This is a genomic window from Microbulbifer maximicatervae (SeqCode), assembly GCF_052468295.1.
The window spans coordinates 4,052,726-4,069,980 of record NZ_CP174340.1 but is presented as its reverse complement, the minus strand read 5'-3'; the positions used below and the strand labels follow the sequence as shown (position 1 = coordinate 4,069,980).

Genomic DNA, 17,255 nt, shown 5'->3' with positions numbered 1-17,255 from the left:
TCTCCGGTTAACATTATTTGAGCTGTATGGTTAAGTTGGTGTGCTCTGCATGCTCTATATCACTGTCAAACCAGCGTGCCGTAACAGTTTTGGTTTCGGTATAAAACCGTACAGCTTGTTTTCCATAAGCGTGTTGGTCACCATAAAATGACGCTCGCCAGCCGGTAAAGCTAAAGAAAGGTAACGGCACTGGAATAGGCATGTTAATACCGACTTGTCCCACTAATATTTCGTGTTGGAACTTACGTGCGGCAGCGCCACTAGCCGTAAATATTGAGGTGCCATTGCCATAGGGGCAGTTATTGATTAATTGGATTGCGTCTTCCAGGGAGTCGGCATTTACCAGGCAAAGTACGGGACCAAAAATCTCGTCGGTATAGATCGACATGTCCGAGGTAACATCGGCAAATAGGGTGGGACCAACCCAGTTCCCATTGGGAAACCCTTCGACAGTAATTTCAGAGCCATCTAACACACAGCGGGCGCCTTCCTTTTTGCCCTGGGCGATATACCCAAGCACCCTCTCACGGGCAGCGGGTGATATTAGTGGACCGAAGCCCGCTTGCGTATCCTTCCAATGACCGGGCTTGATAGCTGACATAGCGTCTTTAATGTCGTCTACCCATTGTTGTGTCTCTCCAACAAGTACAGCGACGGAAATCGCCATGCAGCGTTGCCCGGCAGCTCCGATGGATGATCCAACAATATTATTAATAGCCGCAGCCTTATTGGCATCGGGCATTACGACCATATGATTTTTAGCACCGGCAAAAGCTTGAACACGTTTTAGGTGCTGGGTACCCGTCTGGTAAATATGCCGCCCCACGGGGACTGAACCAACGAATGAAATGGCCTGAATGTCGGGATGTGTTAGAAGAAAATCCACCTGCTCCCTGCCGCCATGTACTACCTGTAAAACACCTGCTGGAGCCCCCGCTTCAGCAAATAATTCGGCCAGTTTGCAAGGCGTGACAGGGTCCTGTTCAGAAGGTTTCAGAATAAAAGTATTCCCACAGGCAATCGCAATTGGAAACATCCACAGTGGAATCATTGCGGGGAAATTAAATGGTGTGATCCCCGCACAAACTCCAATAGGTTGTAGATAGGAGTAACAGTCGATGGTGTTGGCAACATTCTCTACGGTTTCACCCATCATTAGTGAAGCGATATTGGCTGCATGCTCAACAACCTCAATACCGCGCCAGACGTCCCCTTTGGCATCCTCAAAAGTTTTACCTGTTTCCTCACTGAGGATTTCAGCCAGCAGTTCCTGATTTTCTTTCAGAAGCGCCTGGTACCTCAACATAATCCGTGCTCTTGCGGTAACCGGCGTATTTCGCCATTGATCAAATGTTTCTTTGGCGGAAATTACTGCATTCTCCAGCTCAATCTTGGTAGACAATGGCGCCTGTGTAAGAACATCGCCGGTAGCGGGGTTGGTTACATCCAGCCACTCAGTACTTTTGGACTGAATCCACTCACCACCAATCAATATTGGTAACTTGGAAGGAATATTCTTATTCATGTTAATTAAAGCGCCGAGAGGAGGGAATTTTATCCAACAGTTTAGGTGTTTATTCGCGATTAAAGAGGAATATCACGCTGCTTTTATGACTATCCACTTTTATTGAGTAGAAGGTTGATTGACCAAAAAATTAAAATAAATGTATTTGATTATCTTTGTAGAATAGATCGCAAATAATTAATACCCATAAGAAATGAAAAAATAATCTTGCACTGTACGGCTAGTATCTTGTGGCTGGCAATTCGGCTTTGGATTAATGCTCAGCTTAAACGTTGTTGTCGTAATGTAACTACTGAAGAGTAAAAGAGGATTATTCAATGTATTTTATGATAAAAAGAATACTGACTGTAATCGGATTAATGATATCTCCCATATTTGTTGGTGCTACCACTCTAAGTGACTTAAGTGCACATGAGCCTAGCTCTGATGAAACCTGGGCTGAGCAATGGTTCTATAACATTGCAATTCCCGATGTGGGATATTTCAAAGTTAGCTTACAAACCTATATTGCACCTGACTTTGCAGTTGCCAAGCCTAAAGCCTATATCCATTTAGCTTTTTCTTCAGAGACCGGAGCTACCACGAAGTATGATCTCTTTTTTGATGAATTGATCTTGAAGCACCCTGAAGGTATTGATGAGTTCTACTATGAAGTACCGGGAGTAGTTGTGGCCGATGAGCAGGGTGTACAGGTCTTACACCCAGATTTCCTGTTCAATATGGAGTGGGCTGGTGAACACCACCATTACTGGCATGGGTTAAACCCCGGTCAAACCCCTTTTGGATTTATTCCTGAGATACCTGGGGTAGGAGGAAAGTGGTTCCTATATACGGTCGGTACCCCAGTCAATTACAGTTATTTTGATGGTTCTATGTCTCTAGCCGGTGCTGGCTATGCGCAATTGGATAAGGGCTGGTATGACAAAGAACCCAGTGCCGGTATGATCTATTCAATGGGGCTAACAGATGACCTCTACTATATGATTACCGGAGCTAAACTGGGTGACTCAGAGATTGAAATGTGGGCGGGGCGATATGTTTCTGAAGAGTATGACCTGATTTTTTTACCGGCTTTTAATGGTTTCTCTGTTAAGCGGGAAGCAGATGCTTGTTCAGGTTATCTACAAGTTGAACTTAACAAAATTTCATACAAGTTAGTTGTCGAAGCAAAAGCAGACATTGCCAGCTTTTATCCACTGGAGTTTCCCTCTGTAATTATTTTTGGTGGTGAGCAGAGTTATATGAAATCCATGCAGGCAGATGTCAACTTCTATCTGTATCAATTTGGACAGCTGAAGGAGCAAGTTCAAATGCCTCAGGCCTTGCTCGAATTTAGTGGGCCATTGGCGTGTGATGATTTTTTTGACTAAAGAAGAGTGATATAAAAGAAGAGATTATTGGGTTTGCAGGAGTTAAATTAACTCCTGCAAATACTTTATTGTATCTGATGGAGAGTATATTGTATCCATGCAAAGAAAATAGGTTTGTGAAATTTGTGTGAGCAATTGCAAAGCCTTGAGGCATTTTAGTTGTACATAGTTCTTCCTAATTACCACTCTTGCTAAGTTATGCGTAACTGTATATAAATACAGCTATCTCGTTGATCTGCAAGGGAATACGCCATGGCTCGCAACAAGGTACAGTTTCAGAAGGGTATTAGTTTGACCCAATTCCTCAAAATGTACGGCAGCGAGGAACAGTGCTTCGATGCACTGTCGCAGTGGCGTTGGCCCAATGGCTTTAGTTGTCCTCACTGCGGGCATGACAAGCATTGCGACCTCGCTTATCGCAAGCTTAAGCAATGTAACCATTGTCGGCGTCAGACATCGATTACCTCTCGTACAATTTTTGACTCCACGAAGCTCCCCCTCACCACCTGGTTTCTCGGTATTTTCCTGATTACTCAGGATAAGAAGGGCATTTCCTCTATGGAGCTATCTCGACATCTAGGTATCTCTTACAACGCAGCATGGCGTATGAAGCAGAAACTCATGCAAGTGATGATGGAGCGAGACCAACGATACAAACTGTCCGGTTTTATTGAACTAGATGATGCCTATCTCGGTGGTGAGCGTACTGGATGCAAGCCCGGGCGCGGAGCCAAGGGTAAAACTCCCTTTGTGGCGGCCGTTGAAACAACCAAGGAGGGACGCCCAACCCGTATTAAGCTCTCAATTATCAAGGGCTTCAAAAGCAGTGAAATTTCAACCTGGAGTAAAAAGTACCTTTGCAGTGGCAGCACAGTCATCTCAGATGGTCTTCCATGCTTCAATGCCATTAAGGAGGCCGGTTGTGTACATGACAAAATTGTTTGTGGTGGTGGCCGAGCTTCTGTTGAAGAGCCTGAGTTCTATTGGGTAAATACAGTACTTGGTAATTTAAAGAGTGCGCTACGTAGCACTTACCATGCTATTAGGCCGAAATATGCACAGCGCTATTTGGCAGAATTTCAATATCGCTTTAATCGGAGGTTTGATTTGTCGGCACTCATTCCAAGATTGATTTACGTCTCTCTTCGGACACCACCGATGCCAGAAAGGTTGCTAAAAATTGGCTTAGCATAAGTGGTAATTAGGTAGTTCTTTATGAAAAAGCTTAAATTCAATGTTTTTGTTAGGGAAGTCTTGATCGAAAGGCAGTCGAATAGCTGGGCCACATTCTATCAGGGCAATGAAGGTAAGCGTCGCAGTGCCGGGATATTAATACCTTCAGAAATTAGTGAGAAAGATTTAGCCCAATACTTGGCAGATATCTGCCATGAATGGGCAAGTGAGCGGTACCCTGCTGTGGAGCGTATAAATACAAAATAAGTATATGGAAATTTGGCGGACGGTGGTGATCCAACTTTTCTTGAGGTCGTATTATAAAAGACCAATAACTGTAAGAAATTTGAGGTCGCCAAGGCTGTATTAGGAAAACGATGTACAGTTAAGTAGAAAATAGGTGAAGCAAGTACCAAGGGCACCTGCTTCATATAGATAAATAAATATAAATATGGACTTAAATTCTTAAATTACTCACTTACTCCAAATTTATTCGGGAAACTTCCTCTTTGTGACTAAAGCCATTAGTCTCAAGATTAATTTTCAATTCTAGTGTATAGGTGAGCAGGGTATAGTCTTTGGCATCGGCTTTACAGGTAAAGCCCATGGATTTTGCGAAACTGTCCACTCGTCTATTTTGTGCTGACTCAATCGAATAGATTCGTTCAAGCCCCTGATCCTGAGCGCAGTTGATGAGTCGCTTTAACATTAAGCGTCCCAAACCTAACCCCTGCCAGTCATCGCTCACCACAACGGCACACTCACAAGCGCGTCCGTCAACGTCAAGTGCGTAGTGTGCTATAGCAACGGCTCTCTGTGCTCTGTCGCTACTGCAGAGTGCAATAAAAGCTTCATGTACATGGTGGTCGTTATCTGTGAGTAACTCCAATAGCTTTTGGCTGGCTTTACAGCTTCCGCCAATAAAGCGATCGCGGCGAGTTTCTGGAGACAACTGTTCAATTAGTTCTTTCTCAAGCTGGCCATCACTGCGACAGATGGGGCGTATTGAGACTTTGCGTCCATTGCCGAGGGTGATCAGCTCAACTTGGTGTTCAGTATTCACACTGTTGTTGGGTGACATAACGGTTCCTATCCTGGCTGCTTTGAGCAGCTTTGTTTTACAAGTTCGCAACGGGATGGGGTACCTCAAAGATAGACGCTCGCGCTGCGAACGTGAAACTATGTTACGGTCCTGAAGACGACCTCCCCAACAACTGCTCTGTATAAATCTATAAAGGAAAGGAGTTTGGCTGGGTGAAACTATACAGTCAGCCTTTGTGTGGTATAGTACCGCCGCTGATTTTACTCAGCTGCGTCATTTGTAGGCCGGTGATCCGCCGGTAGCCCCTCCGGAACTTTTCAAAAATTCTTCCAGGAAATTTCTACTGAATGCCGCGCGCCGGTTACGAGGACTGGCGATTAGACGGCTGTACACGCTGGGAGCAAATACAGGCTCCCGATGTCGACTCCGATTTCTCTCTTCATTCCCTCAGGGGGAGTGAGTGTGTTTGATTGCGCCTGCGGCGCAGTTCGAGGTTTTTTTATGTTGTTTGAAGATCTGGGCCTTGCCCAGGAGATTGCCCGTGCCGTTGCTGAGCAGGGATACACTGCGCCTACGCCAATCCAGGCACAAGCTATTCCAGCGGTAATGAAGGGCAGCGACATTATGGCCGCAGCCCAAACTGGTACCGGTAAGACGGCGGGCTTCACTTTGCCGTTGTTGCACCGTCTTAGCCAGGGTGAGCGCGCTAGAAAAGGGCAAGTACGCGCACTGGTGCTCACTCCAACCCGTGAATTGGCGGCTCAGGTTTTCGATAATGTGCAGGGGTATAGCCAGTACCTGCCTATGCGCCATGCGGTGGTGTTTGGTGGTGTGAAGATCAACCCCCAGATTTCTCGTCTGCGAGGCGGAGCGGATATTTTGGTAGCTACCCCTGGGCGCTTGCTGGACCTGCACAATCAAGGGGCAATTCGCTTCGATCGCTTAGAAGCCCTGGTACTTGATGAAGCAGACCGCATGCTGGATATGGGCTTCATCCACGATATCAAACGAGTATTGAGGATTTTACCGGCTAAGCGTCAGAACCTTCTATTCTCCGCAACTTTTTCACCAGATATTCGTCAGCTGGCGAAAGGCTTGGTAAAAGATCCGCTGGAAATTGATGTCAGTCCACGCAACTCCACTACTAAAACGGTGCGACAGAAGCTCCATCCTGTGGATAAGGCTCGAAAAACGAAACTGCTTAGTCATTTGATTAGGGATAATAACTGGCACCAAGCTTTGGTCTTTAGTCGAACTAAACATGGTGCCAACAGGCTGGTAAAACAGCTCGAAGGTGACGGCATCCTGGCAGCAGCCATTCATGGTAATAAAAGTCAAAATGCACGAACTCGTGCCCTGGCGGACTTTAAAGCCGGCAAAGTACAGATTCTTGTGGCGACTGATATCGCAGCCCGAGGCATCGACATTGACCAGCTGCCCCAGGTAGTAAATTTTGATTTGCCCAATGTGCCTGAGGACTATGTCCACCGTATTGGCCGCACAGGGCGTGCGGGTGCTCAGGGGCAAGCGGTATCCCTTGTTAGCGCTGATGAGATTAAGCAGCTTCGCGATATTGAGCGCTTGATCGGCAAGCCAATTCCGCGTGAGGAGATTGAAGAGTTTGAGCCGGACCACCAGGTGCCCGCATCCGGTAATCCAAAGCGGGGTGGGTTGCAAAAGCCCGGCTCCAGTAAGCGCCCAGCGGGTAACTCTCAGAAGAGTGAAGGGCGGCGTGAAGCGCGCGGCAATAGCGAGGAACGTCGGGGCAACCGCGGCAATGGGCGCGGTAAGCCTGAGGGGCGTGGAAATTCTAGCAGCCGCAGTGGTAACGCCTCTGCGGGTAAAGGGGCCCCAGCCAAGCGCGCGGGCGGTAACGGTAAAGGGCGCGGTGCTGAGGCTGGTCGCAGTGATGGACAGAAACCACAACGAGCTCCGAGACGGCGTCCTACTACTAGAGGGCGCTCTGAAAGTGCCTAGTATTTTGCTGGACTCTTAATGCCGATAATAAGGTATTCACCTGCGAAGGTGTTGTAATCTTTAATATCGAGTTATAAGAGTAACAAGCATCTAAAAAAGAGCCCCAAAAGGGGCTCTTTTTACAATTACTGTTTTTTATAGTTCGCCATATAATCCAAAGTTAACAGGGTCAGCGCTTCAGTACCCTTGCGCAAAGCGTCCTCATCCACATAGAAAAGCGGTGAGTGATTGCTTGGAGCTTGGCTGGCATCCTGATCCCTAGGAGTTACCCCTAGGAAGTAGAAAAAGCCAGGGACCTCATTGGCGTAGTAGGAGAAATCTTCTGCCCCCGTGATTTTGGGTACTTCTACAACATTCTTGTCGCCGACAGCAGATCTCAGAATAGGCAGGGCCATTTCTGTCAGCCCTGCATTATTTATCGTTACCGGATAGCCTTCCAGAATCTCCACATCTGCGCTTGCACCGGAGCTTTCAGCAATTAACTCCGCAGTGGTTTTTAAGCGTTTGAAAATTTCTGCACGGTTATCCATATCAAAATTACGGATGGTGCCATTCAGATAGACACTATCGGGAATGATATTGTTGCGGACACCACCGTCAATACGTCCGAAAGAAACGACTGCGGGCTCTTTGGTGATGTCGATCTGGCGGCTGACAATGGCTTGGGTGCCCATTACGACTTGTGCGGCGGCGACAATAGGGTCCACTCCACCCCAGGGGCGTGAGCCATGGGTTTGGCGGCCATTGATGGTAATACGGAATTCATCGGCAGCGGCCATAAGCGGGCCCGAGCGATAGCCGATGACGCCGGTGGGTAGCGAGGAAGTGACATGCTGGCCAAAGGCCACGTCCGGTTTGTACTTCTTGAAGATCCCTTCTTTGAGCATCAACTCCGCGCCACCTTCTTCATTGTCCGGTGCGCCTTCTTCTGCGGGCTGGAATATAAACAAGACGTTTCCAGCCAGCTCATCGCGAAGGCCTGCCAGGACCTCGGCAGTGCCCATCAGCATGGCCACATGGGTATCGTGGCCACAGGCATGCATAACGCCAACATCTTTACCTTGGTAAGTGGTTCTCGCTTTGGAAGCGAAGGGCACATCGGTTCTCTCGGTGACTGGCAGAGCGTCCATGTCCGCGCGCAAGGCAACAGTTGGTCCCGGTTTTCCGCCTCTCAAAAAGCCCACAAGGCCGGTATGGGCGATACCGGTTTCCACTTCAAGGCCCAGTGCACGTAAGTGTTTTTCAATATATTTGGCTGTTTCAAATTCGCGATTGCCCAGTTCTGGGTTCTGGTGCAGGTGGCGGCGCCACTCGATCACTTTGGATTCAGTATTTTCCAGCAATTGCTGAGGCTTAGGGTCGCTTGCAGAAGCATGGGTAGCTAGCAGCGATGCACCGATTGCGATGGGCAGGAGCAGTTTTTTCACAGCACAATTCCTTCATTCTCATTATCGTCGCCCGATTCTACCCCAGATTTTGCGTAACCGACTCCCTCGAGCTGTCTTGCCTTTATATATTTTGAATTTCCGCTGTTGACATGATGAACCGAACGGTTCAAGATGTTCTGTATAGATTGTGGAAAGAGCTATAACCACAGAACAATGATGGCTGCAGGAGGTTCTCAAGGTTTTCACGAGACTGGGTGATACAGAAAGTGATACTGGTTGGTCATAGGTTGGGCAAGCTGTTGTACTGCTGTTTTAGTGGGCACAATAGAGTGCCCAGAAGTAGCTACGGTGTCCAAGGCTATTGGTATTGCTGACCAATCACTTTGGGCCTAAATACGTGATTAAAGTAATGGTTGGAAACAATTAGAGATGTTTAACTTGTCGAGCCCCCTAATTATTTCTTAAAGGATAATTAACGAGTTAATTTATAGTGATAATAATAGGCAGGTTACTAATATATCTGTATGTATCAGGCATATATTAATAATTATTATATTTATTGTTAGATTTACGATATTTTAAATTAGGTATTCTCTTAACTCTACGGCTCTCTTGTGGTCGCCCCTGTGTTGGAGAAAGGTAAGCTTTTCCTGATAGTTGGCTACCATTAATTACAAAGAAGTGGTTCTTATAACGCCAAAAGCGATAACTTTTTATTGATGTCTCGGCCATATTTACGGTTTGGCTGATGGCATTAGTGTGCCTTTTTATCAAATTTTGTGACTGATCTTATATTGGCTACTACGGGATTCTGTGGCCGTAAGTAAATACCCATTTACTTAGGTTGTTGATTAATTATTTTTTCATCAAGTTGTTTGAAGGAGCTGATTTAATGTCATCCCCCCAATTACCTTCGAATTGGGTCAGCCGTTATGCGGATTGGCTTATTCGATATCGATGGCTGGTAGCCATTGGCGCACTACTGTTAGCCTTCTTTGCGGTAAGCGGAGCAAGATTCCTGGGTTTCAACAATGATTACCGGGCATTCTTTAGTGAAGCTAATCCTCAACTACAAGCTTATGAGCAAATCCAGCGCACTTACACTAAGAATGACAATATTCTATTTGCGGTAGTGCCAAAAGATGGCAATGCCTTTTCCAATGATGCCCTGGCAGCCGTAGAGGAGATGACGGAGAAATCCTGGTTGTTACCCTATGCGCTGCGGGTGGATTCAATTACTAACTTCCAGCACACCATTGCCGAAGAAGATGACCTCCTGGTACAGGACTTGGTGGAAAATGCCAGCAATTTAGATGCCGAAAACCTGGCCTATATCAAGGCTGTAGCGCTGGCAGATCCCACCTTGAAGGAGCGCCTGGTAAATAGTGATGGTTCCGTTACAGGGATAAATATCACCTTCCAGCTTCCACAAAAATCCATGCATGAAACCCCGGAAGCGGCTGAAGCTGCACAGGCATTGATGGAAGAGATTGAGGCAAAATACGATGTAGAGGTTTATGCGACCGGTATTATTTTACTGAGTAATGCATTTTTTGAAGCCTCTCAGTCAGATATGAGCACCTTAGTTCCGCTCATGTACCTTGTGATTATTGCAGTTGTATTTTTGTTGGTGCGGAGCTTCAGTGCGACTTTTGCAGCGCTGTTGGTTATCGTCTTCTCCATGGCCGCAGGAATGGGTTTGGCCGGTTTTATAGGTGTTAAATTGACACCGCCATCCGCTTCTGCGCCCACCATTATTATGACTCTCGCAGTGGCGGATTCGATACATATATTGGTGAGTCTGTTTGCTGCAATGCGCCGTGGACTCAGCAAGCAGGATGCAATTAAAGAGAGCTTGCAGCTCAACATGGGGCCTGTGTTCTTAACTTCGATCACTACCGCCATTGGCTTTTTGTCGATGAACTTTTCCGATGCGCCTCCCTTCCACGATCTGGGTAATATTACCGCTATGGGTGTGATGGTGGCTTTCTTCTTATCGGTTACCTTACTGCCTGCATTGATGGCGATACTGCCAGCCAAGAGTCGCGCCAGTGAATCCAAAATTGGACGCTCCATGGATACTCTGGGAGATTTTGTGATTCGCCGTCAGCGCCCGATATTACTCGCGGGAGTCATTGTCTCGTTGGGATTACTGGCAATGATTCCAAACAATGAGATTAATGATGACTTTGTTGGTTACTTTGATGAATCTGTGGAGTTCCGAACCGATTCAGATTATATCAATGACAACCTATCTGGTATTTACCAGCTGATTTACTCGATCGAATCCGGTGACAACAATGGTGTTAGCAATCCGGAATTTCTTGCCAATCTGGAGCGTTTCACTGAGTGGATGCAGGCCCAGCCCGGGGTGCGCCATGTCAATACCATTGGCGATACTTTCAAGCGCTTGAACAAAAATCTGCATGCTGACGATCCGGCCTACTACAGGTTGCCTGAAGACCAGGAATTGGCAGCCCAGTATTTATTACTGTACGAGCTGTCTCTCCCCTATGGCTTGGATTTAAATAATCAGCTGAATGTGGCTAAGTCGTCGACGCAGATTATTGTAACTCTCGATAATCTCAAGTCGAAAGAACTCAAAGCGGTAGCTGATGCCGGCAGTAATTGGCTGGAGAAAAACATTGGTGTAACTGCCTATGGTGTAGGTCCGGCGATCATGTTTGCCAATATTGCCGAGCGCAATATGGAGGGCATGTTGGTGGGCACTCTGGTTGCGCTGGTATTAATTTCTGCACTGATTGGTATTGCCCTGCGCAGTGTCAAACTCGGCTTCTTAAGCTTAATTCCCAACTTGTTGCCGGCCGGCCTGGCATTTGGTCTCTGGGGTGCACTGGTAGCTGAAGTCAATGTGGCTGTCACTATGGTGACCGGTATGGCACTGGGTATTGTGGTAGATGACACAGTGCACTTCCTCAGTAAATACCTGCGCCAGCGCCGTGCAGGCTACAACGTGGAGGACGGACTGCGTTACGCCTTCTCTTCAGTGGGTGTAGCGATAGTTGTGACCTCAATTATTCTAATTGCCGGATTTATGGTGTTGGCCCAGTCCTCCTTCGGTATGAATTCCTCCATGGCACTTCTGACCGCAATTTGCATTTTGATGGCCTTGCTGGCGGATTTCCTACTTCTTCCGATTCTCTTGATGAAGCTCGATGCCAAGGCATACGACCCTGCTATTACCCCTATTGAAAATAAGGAGCAAAACTATGCAACCCAGCCGCTTTAAAAAACAGCTTTTGACACGGGCCCTAGCAGGTGCCCTGGCTCTGGCAGCTTTATCTGTTTCTGCCAGTGAACTGGATCTGGCCGCAGAAAAAGGTCTGGAAATTGCCAAGGAGGCGGACCGCCGCGACTTCGGATTCGGCGATCTCAGCAACAGCCTAACAATGACCCTGCGCAATAAATATGGTGAGGAGAGTGTGCGGGCTATGCGCACCAAAACTCTGGAGCAGGAAAATGACGGAGATAAATCCCTGGTGATTTTTGACAACCCTCGGGATGTAAAGGGCACAGCATTTTTGTCCTTTACTCATAAAGTGGGCTCCGATGACCAGTGGCTCTATTTGCCTGCTTTAAAGCGAGTAAAGCGTATTTCCTCCAGTAACAAGTCTGGACCATTTATGGGTAGTGAATTCTCCTATGAAGATATCGCCTCACAGGAGGTGGAGAAATACACCTACAAATATCTGCGCAACGAGTCTTTCGATGGCCGCGATCACTTTGTTCTGGAGTTGGACCCGGTTGATCCTAAATCCGGTTATTCCATTCAACACCTTTGGGTTGATACAGAGGAGTACCGCGCATGGAGAACCGACTATTATGACCGAAAAGGGGACCTGATGAAGACCCTCACGATTTCCGACTACAACCAGTACGGCGATCAATACTGGCGAGCCAATAAAATGGAAATGGTTAATCACCAGACTGGTAAATCCACAGAGTTGTTGTACGGTGACTGGGTATTTGGCAATGGTTTTACCGATCGCGACTTCACCAAAAATAGTCTCTCCAGGGCGAAATAGGGATTGCGCCCATGGTTAACCGAAAAATACTCACTTTGTTGCCACTATTGGCGGCGTTGAGTCATATGGCTGGAGCAAATGAGTTGAGCGGTTATGCGGGCCTGGAGGCTCGCGCATTCACCGCAGACCCTTTGGATTCAGCACAAAGTGATGCCGGTCTTTCTGCGTCTTTAAATCTCGAGTACTACCGGGATTTTGACGATGGAAACCAGCGTGTTGTGGCCAGTGTCTTTGGACGCTGGGACAGTGAGGATAGCGATCGCAATCACGCGGATCTCGGCGAGCTTTACTGGTGGAAAGCTTACGATAGTTTCGAGCTTTACGCCGGGGTGCGCAAAGTATTTTGGGGAGTTACTGAAACCGTGCATTTGGTGGATGTGATTAACCAGGATGATGCGCTGGAAAATATCGATGGTGAAGACAAGCTTGGCCAACCCATGATTAACCTCCTGATGGAGCGTGATTGGGGAACACTGGAGGTGTACGGTTTACTGGGCTTTCGCGAGCGCCAGTTTGCTGGCCGGGAAGGGCGATTGCGTGCTCCGCTGCCGGTGGATGAGGATGCTGCGGTCTATCAATCTGGCCGGGAGGAGAAGCACATAGATTGGGCCTTGCGTTACAGCCATGTGCTTGGAGATTGGGACCTGGGCCTCAGCCATTTTTCCGGCACTAATCGGGATCCATTATTATTGCTTACGGAAGATGGCTTGCTTGCGCCTTACTATGCACAGATCGATCAGACGGATGTGGACATCCAAACTACCCGTGGAGATTGGTTGTGGAAGTTTGAAGCTATTTCATTTAAACCTCGCGGTGAAGATCGACAGACAGCAGCTGTCGGCGGTTTCGAATATACATTTTATGGTATTGTCGAAACGGTCTCAGATCTTGGGGTATTAATGGAGTATCAATTTGATGATCGTACCGGACCTTGGTCTACGGCCAGTCAAAATGACATTGCGATAGGTGCGCGATACGCCCTAAATAATACCCAGGATACGGAGCTTTTATTTGCCGTAAGTACCGATTTGGATAACGGTAGTCGTTTTTCCAATCTGGAACTGACTCACCGACTAAATGACCGCTGGTTAATGGAAGCAGAGGCGCGTTTTTTCGGTAATGCCGATGAAGAAGACCCTACCTACAATTTGCGCAACGACGACTATTTTCAGTTGGAATTACGTCGCTATTTTTAAAAGTTAATTCTCACAGGAATACCCCCATTCCCACCCCAAAGAGGCAAGAAGTTTTGGGGTGGGCTTTTTTTAGGGAAGTGTATACTGGTCCAGAATTGTGGATAGCTGTTGGTAACTGTTTTTGCCTGCTGTGGTACTGCCCGTGCCTTTATTCAGGGCCACTACGCCTCGGCTTACCGCCATAACCATCGCGGCGAGGGCGGCACAATCGACACCGGCCTGCAATTGGCCATCGTCAATAGCCTTCTGCATACGGGTTTCGATCCGGTTCAGCATATCATTGGTACCCTTGGCTACCAGGTCAGAGAGAAATCCTTCACTGGCACCCACCTCCATAGCTGCCATAGTAGCGATACAGCCTTCTGGAGTTTCAGAGCTCTCCATACCTGACTGAAGCATTTCCAGGAAGCCGCCCATGGCTGTGCGGAAGTCCGGGTGATTCAAGGTATCCATAGCATCGCAGGCGTATTGGGTGTGGAAATGTTCCAGACAGCGGCCATACAACCCTTCCTTGCTTTGGAAGGTGTTGTAGATACTGGATTTATTCAGTCCCATGGCCGATTCAAGATCCGACAAGGAAGTTGCTTTGTAGCCTTTTTCCCAGAAAACGCGCATGGCCTTGTCTAGTACTTGTGACTCATCGAACTGCTTGCGCCCACTCATTTATCGTTACCAAACCTCAAAAAAATGATAGTGACACATCAATCTGGGGTGGGCAAGACGAGAGGGGGAGAGTCTCGAAATTATAGGGGTAAATAGGTTTTGGCATGAATAATCCAGCGGATTTGCCGGTTAATGAATAGGTGGTCAGCTTATTTTGTACAAAGGCCTGGTGCTGACTAATGGGCCCCTTTTAACTGGTTACTCAAAGCCTCTGCTGTAAGTGACCAGCTCGTCTTAACCTTTGATTGTTGTTGCCCCGAGGTGGAGTCAGGGCTACCTGCTTGCGGTTCCTAAAAATAGATATTTAACCTATGATTTCGGTTGCGAATGAATAGAGAAGGAATAGGAAATTATGGGTATTTTTGATAAAGCCAAGGAACTCGGTGAAAGGGTCAATGAGTCCGTAACCGCTTTTAGCAGTGATGAAGTAATAGCCAATACCGTTATCAAAGCGGTTGAGAAACAGGAGAAGGTGAATGCCATTCTCAAAGCCAGGGGATGCAATTATCGTGTTGCGGACATCGATCTGGGGATGGGCATTCCACCAACGGTGACTTTTGGGGTGAGGCGAGTTGATGAGCTGGCAGAAAAAAAGGCTGATGAAAATGGTGTCATGACTTCCCCTGCGCCTGAAGAATCCGCCTTATAGTTACCGACTCTCTAAATGATGGTTCCGGAAATTTTATAAAGCGATATTGGAATAAACATTATGAAAATAGTGCGTAGCAGAGATTTTACCGGTAGTAAGCCCTGGGAATCGCAACTTATCGCAAATATGAACGGGATTACCACTAAACTGCATTGGACTAATAAACCTTATATTTGGCATATCAATGATGGCCAGGAAGTCTTCGCTGTTCTCGATGGTCATGTAGAAATGTTTTACAAAGTGGCAGGTAGAACCGAATCGGAACTTCTTGGACCTGGTGATATATTCCACGCTTCTGAGGGCACGGAACATGTAGCTCATCCTGTTGGTGAGGCTCGCATTCTGGTTGTGGAATCTGAGGGAAGTGTCTAAGTTGGTTTTCCTTTCTTAGAAATTAATTAATGTGGTTATCTTATCAAGAGATAGTCATCAATTTGATGGTTTGGATAAGCATTTTGCAATGTTGATTTTGTAACAGTGGATCATGTCGGAATTTGTCGATTTACTGTCATTTTAATACCACTATTAGAGAGAGTAAGTCGTTAATATAAAAAGCTATTTAATCTTCCATATATAAAGTTTATACAGATTTTATGTAGTCATTTTTTGTTGGGATAACTTCCTTTGTGTAGGGAGGTTGAGCGAGAAATTAAGACTAATAAACTTCAAAAAATTATTTAGCGAACAAGGAGGGAACTGGGATGCTGGAGTTAAGGCCGAACTGTGAGAATTGCGATAAAGACCTACCGCCAAACTCGGAAGAGGCGATGATATGTACTTACGAATGTACTTTCTGCCAGCCCTGCGTCGATACATTACTCAGTAACGTCTGCCCTAACTGTGGCGGTAATTTTTGCCCCCGTCCCATTCGGCCCCAGGTTGCGCGGCGTAGCGGTGTGGGTATTAGCTATCAACCGGCCTCACAGAAGCGAGTCAATACTCGATTTAGTAAAGATGAAATCTGCTCGTTTACCGATAGCGTGAAAAATATCCCCCCCGCTGATCGCTAAAATAAAGTGACTGAAAGTTGCAGTTTGGTTTTCTGTTGCGAGGTTTATCGAGCTTATCTGGCTCATGCATGGGGTTATGCGGTTTCTTTATAGGGTGAGTTGTCCTCTGTAGTAAGCTTTGGGGCTGGCAATATTTTGTCTGACGCCTTAAGTTATATCGCCTTTTTTAGGGGGAAGTTAGAAGGATAACTATGACGAGTATCGTAGCGGACATCGGTGGGACCAACGCCCGATTTGCCATCGCCAAGCCTGTAGCAGAGGGTTACCAGCTGGAAGAACTCAAAGTCGTTGATTGCCAACGCTTCGAGGGATTTGATGCGGCACTGCAGCACTGGCTCAATGGGTTAAACCAGCCGCGCCCGGAAAAGGCGTGTATTGCAGCAGCCGGTCCGCTGGAGATGACTCCAACAGGTGGAAAGGTTTATATGACCAATCTGGGCTGGACTATTGACGCCGGGGAGCTGGCGCAAGAGTTTAGCTTTCCCCACCTAGAGCTGATTAATGATTTTGCCGCCTTGGCTCAGTCTCTGCCCCGTCTGGCCGAATCAGATTACCAGGTACTACGCGATACTCCCCGGCAGGCAGGTGCCCCTATGGCGGTGCTCGGTCCCGGAACTGGGCTCGGTGTTGCCGGACTGGCTGAAGCTGATGGCCGATACCATGTGCTGGCGGGAGAGGGCGGGCATGCCAACCTGACAGTCTCCACTGAGCGTGAATTGCAGTTGCTGCAAATCCTGATGAAAACCCAGTTACCCGTTTTCAATGAATGGGTTTTATCGGGCAATGGGCTGGTTAATCTCTATCGCGCAGTTTGCGAGCTGAACGGAGAGATTGCTGAGGACCTGACGCCCCCCGATATCAGCGCCCGTGGCCTTGAAGGTTCAGATCCGCTGTGCCGTGAAGCTCTGATAGATTTCCTCAATTTTCTCGGCAGTGCGGCCGGGGATGCGGCTTTGTATATGGGCGCGCGTGGCGGGGTATTTTTGGGTGGTGGTATACTGCCCAGGATCGCTGAATTGCTACCTGAGAGCGAGTTTGAGCAGCGTTTCCTGACGAAAGGGCGTGTCGCTCAATGGATGGAGGCCGTTCCGGTATACGCGTTGAATGCGGGTTATCAGGCCTTGATTGGCGCTGCAGTACAGCTTGAGGGGTAATTGCCCGGTACTTTTGTTGGGTTATGGCCTGACAAACGTGTATTAAATTACACCTGTGATTG

At 47.4% G+C, this 17,255-nt stretch carries 15 protein-coding genes; 11 read left to right on the top strand and 4 right to left on the bottom strand.

Going from position 1 to position 17,255, the window contains the following annotated elements:
• Positions 1–13: 13 nt before the first annotated feature.
• Positions 14–1,525, bottom strand: a complete 1,512-nt coding sequence (locus tag ACJJIQ_RS18000) for a CoA-acylating methylmalonate-semialdehyde dehydrogenase (protein ID WP_445355541.1) — start codon at positions 1,523–1,525, stop codon at positions 14–16.
• A 326-nt stretch (positions 1,526–1,851) separates the two neighbouring features.
• On the opposite strand from ACJJIQ_RS18000, the gene ACJJIQ_RS17995 reads away from it, so the two are divergent.
• From ACJJIQ_RS17995 to ACJJIQ_RS17985, 3 genes are all read left to right on the top strand, one after another.
• A complete protein-coding gene (locus ACJJIQ_RS17995; protein WP_445362628.1) occupies positions 1,852–2,895 on the top strand; it encodes a hypothetical protein in 1,044 nt (347 codons plus the stop codon).
• A 252-nt stretch (positions 2,896–3,147) separates the two neighbouring features.
• A complete protein-coding gene (locus tag ACJJIQ_RS17990; RefSeq protein ID WP_445362153.1) occupies positions 3,148–4,089 on the top strand; it encodes an IS1595 family transposase in 942 nt (313 codons plus the stop codon).
• A gap of 21 nt (positions 4,090–4,110) precedes the next feature.
• Positions 4,111–4,335 carry a DUF7661 family protein gene (locus ACJJIQ_RS17985; protein ID WP_445362627.1) on the top strand — a complete coding sequence of 75 codons (225 nt, stop codon included), beginning with the start codon at positions 4,111–4,113 and terminating at the stop codon, positions 4,333–4,335.
• Positions 4,336–4,546: 211 nt separating this feature from the next.
• Here the strand turns inward: ACJJIQ_RS17985 and ACJJIQ_RS17980 are convergent, their stop codons facing one another.
• Positions 4,547–5,149 (bottom strand): GNAT family N-acetyltransferase, encoded by a 603-nt coding sequence (locus ACJJIQ_RS17980; RefSeq protein WP_445355544.1) that lies wholly within the window; start codon positions 5,147–5,149, stop codon positions 4,547–4,549.
• Between the two features lie 462 nt (positions 5,150–5,611).
• Here ACJJIQ_RS17980 and ACJJIQ_RS17975 point away from each other — a divergent pair, with 462 nt between their 5' ends.
• Positions 5,612–7,087 carry a DEAD/DEAH box helicase gene (locus ACJJIQ_RS17975; protein ID WP_444919254.1) on the top strand — a complete coding sequence of 492 codons (1,476 nt, stop codon included), beginning with the start codon at positions 5,612–5,614 and terminating at the stop codon, positions 7,085–7,087.
• Positions 7,088–7,212: 125 nt separating this feature from the next.
• Here the strand turns inward: ACJJIQ_RS17975 and ACJJIQ_RS17970 are convergent, their stop codons facing one another.
• A complete protein-coding gene (locus ACJJIQ_RS17970) occupies positions 7,213–8,514 on the bottom strand; it encodes an amidohydrolase (RefSeq protein WP_445362626.1) in 1,302 nt (433 codons plus the stop codon).
• An 853-nt stretch (positions 8,515–9,367) separates the two neighbouring features.
• Between ACJJIQ_RS17970 and ACJJIQ_RS17965 the strand changes: the two genes are divergently transcribed.
• The 3 genes from ACJJIQ_RS17965 to ACJJIQ_RS17955 are packed head-to-tail and all read left to right on the top strand — an operon-like array spanning position 9,368 to position 13,717.
• Positions 9,368–11,725 carry an efflux RND transporter permease subunit gene (locus ACJJIQ_RS17965; protein WP_445362625.1) on the top strand — a complete coding sequence of 786 codons (2,358 nt, stop codon included), beginning with the start codon at positions 9,368–9,370 and terminating at the stop codon, positions 11,723–11,725.
• The gene (locus ACJJIQ_RS17960; protein ID WP_445362624.1) at positions 11,706–12,521 is read left to right on the top strand and encodes an outer membrane lipoprotein-sorting protein; all 816 of its coding nucleotides are present in this window, start codon (positions 11,706–11,708) and stop codon (positions 12,519–12,521) included. Before ACJJIQ_RS17965 ends, ACJJIQ_RS17960 begins: the two co-directional genes overlap by 20 nt.
• Before the next feature lie 11 nt (positions 12,522–12,532).
• Positions 12,533–13,717, top strand: coding sequence for a hypothetical protein (locus ACJJIQ_RS17955; protein ID WP_445362623.1), 1,185 nt, complete (start codon positions 12,533–12,535; stop codon positions 13,715–13,717).
• 69 nt (positions 13,718–13,786) lie between these two features.
• On the opposite strand, the gene ACJJIQ_RS17950 is transcribed toward ACJJIQ_RS17955, so the two are convergent.
• Positions 13,787–14,380, bottom strand: a complete 594-nt coding sequence (locus ACJJIQ_RS17950; protein ID WP_445362622.1) for a TetR/AcrR family transcriptional regulator — start codon at positions 14,378–14,380, stop codon at positions 13,787–13,789.
• Between the two features lie 352 nt (positions 14,381–14,732).
• On the opposite strand from ACJJIQ_RS17950, the gene ACJJIQ_RS17945 reads away from it, so the two are divergent.
• The 4 genes from ACJJIQ_RS17945 (at position 14,733) to glk (ending at position 17,193) form a co-directional block, all read left to right on the top strand.
• On the top strand, positions 14,733–15,029 hold the full coding sequence (locus ACJJIQ_RS17945) for a hypothetical protein (RefSeq protein WP_413663518.1): 297 nt from the start codon (positions 14,733–14,735) through the stop codon (positions 15,027–15,029).
• A 60-nt stretch (positions 15,030–15,089) separates the two neighbouring features.
• Positions 15,090–15,401 carry a cupin domain-containing protein gene (locus ACJJIQ_RS17940; protein WP_444911629.1) on the top strand — a complete coding sequence of 104 codons (312 nt, stop codon included), beginning with the start codon at positions 15,090–15,092 and terminating at the stop codon, positions 15,399–15,401.
• A gap of 329 nt (positions 15,402–15,730) precedes the next feature.
• Positions 15,731–16,039, top strand: coding sequence for a DUF1272 domain-containing protein (locus tag ACJJIQ_RS17935; RefSeq protein WP_445362621.1), 309 nt, complete (start codon positions 15,731–15,733; stop codon positions 16,037–16,039).
• A gap of 191 nt (positions 16,040–16,230) precedes the next feature.
• Positions 16,231–17,193, top strand: coding sequence for a glucokinase (glk, locus tag ACJJIQ_RS17930; protein WP_444892164.1), 963 nt, complete (start codon positions 16,231–16,233; stop codon positions 17,191–17,193).
• Positions 17,194–17,255: the final 62 nt, after the last annotated feature.

What these genes read in the sequence shown, in the direction of transcription:
- ACJJIQ_RS18000 (WP_445355541.1), bottom strand. Translation starts at nt 1,525, where the DNA reads ATGAATAAGAATATTCCTTCCAAGTTACCAATATTGATTGGTGGTGAG.
- ACJJIQ_RS17995 (WP_445362628.1), top strand. Translation starts at nt 1,852, where the DNA reads ATGATAAAAAGAATACTGACTGTAATCGGATTAATGATATCTCCCATA.
- ACJJIQ_RS17990 (WP_445362153.1), top strand. Translation starts at nt 3,148, where the DNA reads ATGGCTCGCAACAAGGTACAGTTTCAGAAGGGTATTAGTTTGACCCAA.
- ACJJIQ_RS17985 (WP_445362627.1), top strand. Translation starts at nt 4,111, where the DNA reads ATGAAAAAGCTTAAATTCAATGTTTTTGTTAGGGAAGTCTTGATCGAA.
- ACJJIQ_RS17980 (WP_445355544.1), bottom strand. Translation starts at nt 5,149, where the DNA reads ATGTCACCCAACAACAGTGTGAATACTGAACACCAAGTTGAGCTGATC.
- ACJJIQ_RS17975 (WP_444919254.1), top strand. Translation starts at nt 5,612, where the DNA reads ATGTTGTTTGAAGATCTGGGCCTTGCCCAGGAGATTGCCCGTGCCGTT.
- ACJJIQ_RS17965 (WP_445362625.1), top strand. Translation starts at nt 9,368, where the DNA reads ATGTCATCCCCCCAATTACCTTCGAATTGGGTCAGCCGTTATGCGGAT.
- ACJJIQ_RS17960 (WP_445362624.1), top strand. Translation starts at nt 11,706, where the DNA reads ATGCAACCCAGCCGCTTTAAAAAACAGCTTTTGACACGGGCCCTAGCA.
- ACJJIQ_RS17955 (WP_445362623.1), top strand. Translation starts at nt 12,533, where the DNA reads ATGGTTAACCGAAAAATACTCACTTTGTTGCCACTATTGGCGGCGTTG.
- ACJJIQ_RS17950 (WP_445362622.1), bottom strand. Translation starts at nt 14,380, where the DNA reads ATGAGTGGGCGCAAGCAGTTCGATGAGTCACAAGTACTAGACAAGGCC.
- ACJJIQ_RS17945 (WP_413663518.1), top strand. Translation starts at nt 14,733, where the DNA reads ATGGGTATTTTTGATAAAGCCAAGGAACTCGGTGAAAGGGTCAATGAG.
- ACJJIQ_RS17940 (WP_444911629.1), top strand. Translation starts at nt 15,090, where the DNA reads ATGAAAATAGTGCGTAGCAGAGATTTTACCGGTAGTAAGCCCTGGGAA.
- ACJJIQ_RS17935 (WP_445362621.1), top strand. Translation starts at nt 15,731, where the DNA reads ATGCTGGAGTTAAGGCCGAACTGTGAGAATTGCGATAAAGACCTACCG.
- glk (WP_444892164.1), top strand. Translation starts at nt 16,231, where the DNA reads ATGACGAGTATCGTAGCGGACATCGGTGGGACCAACGCCCGATTTGCC.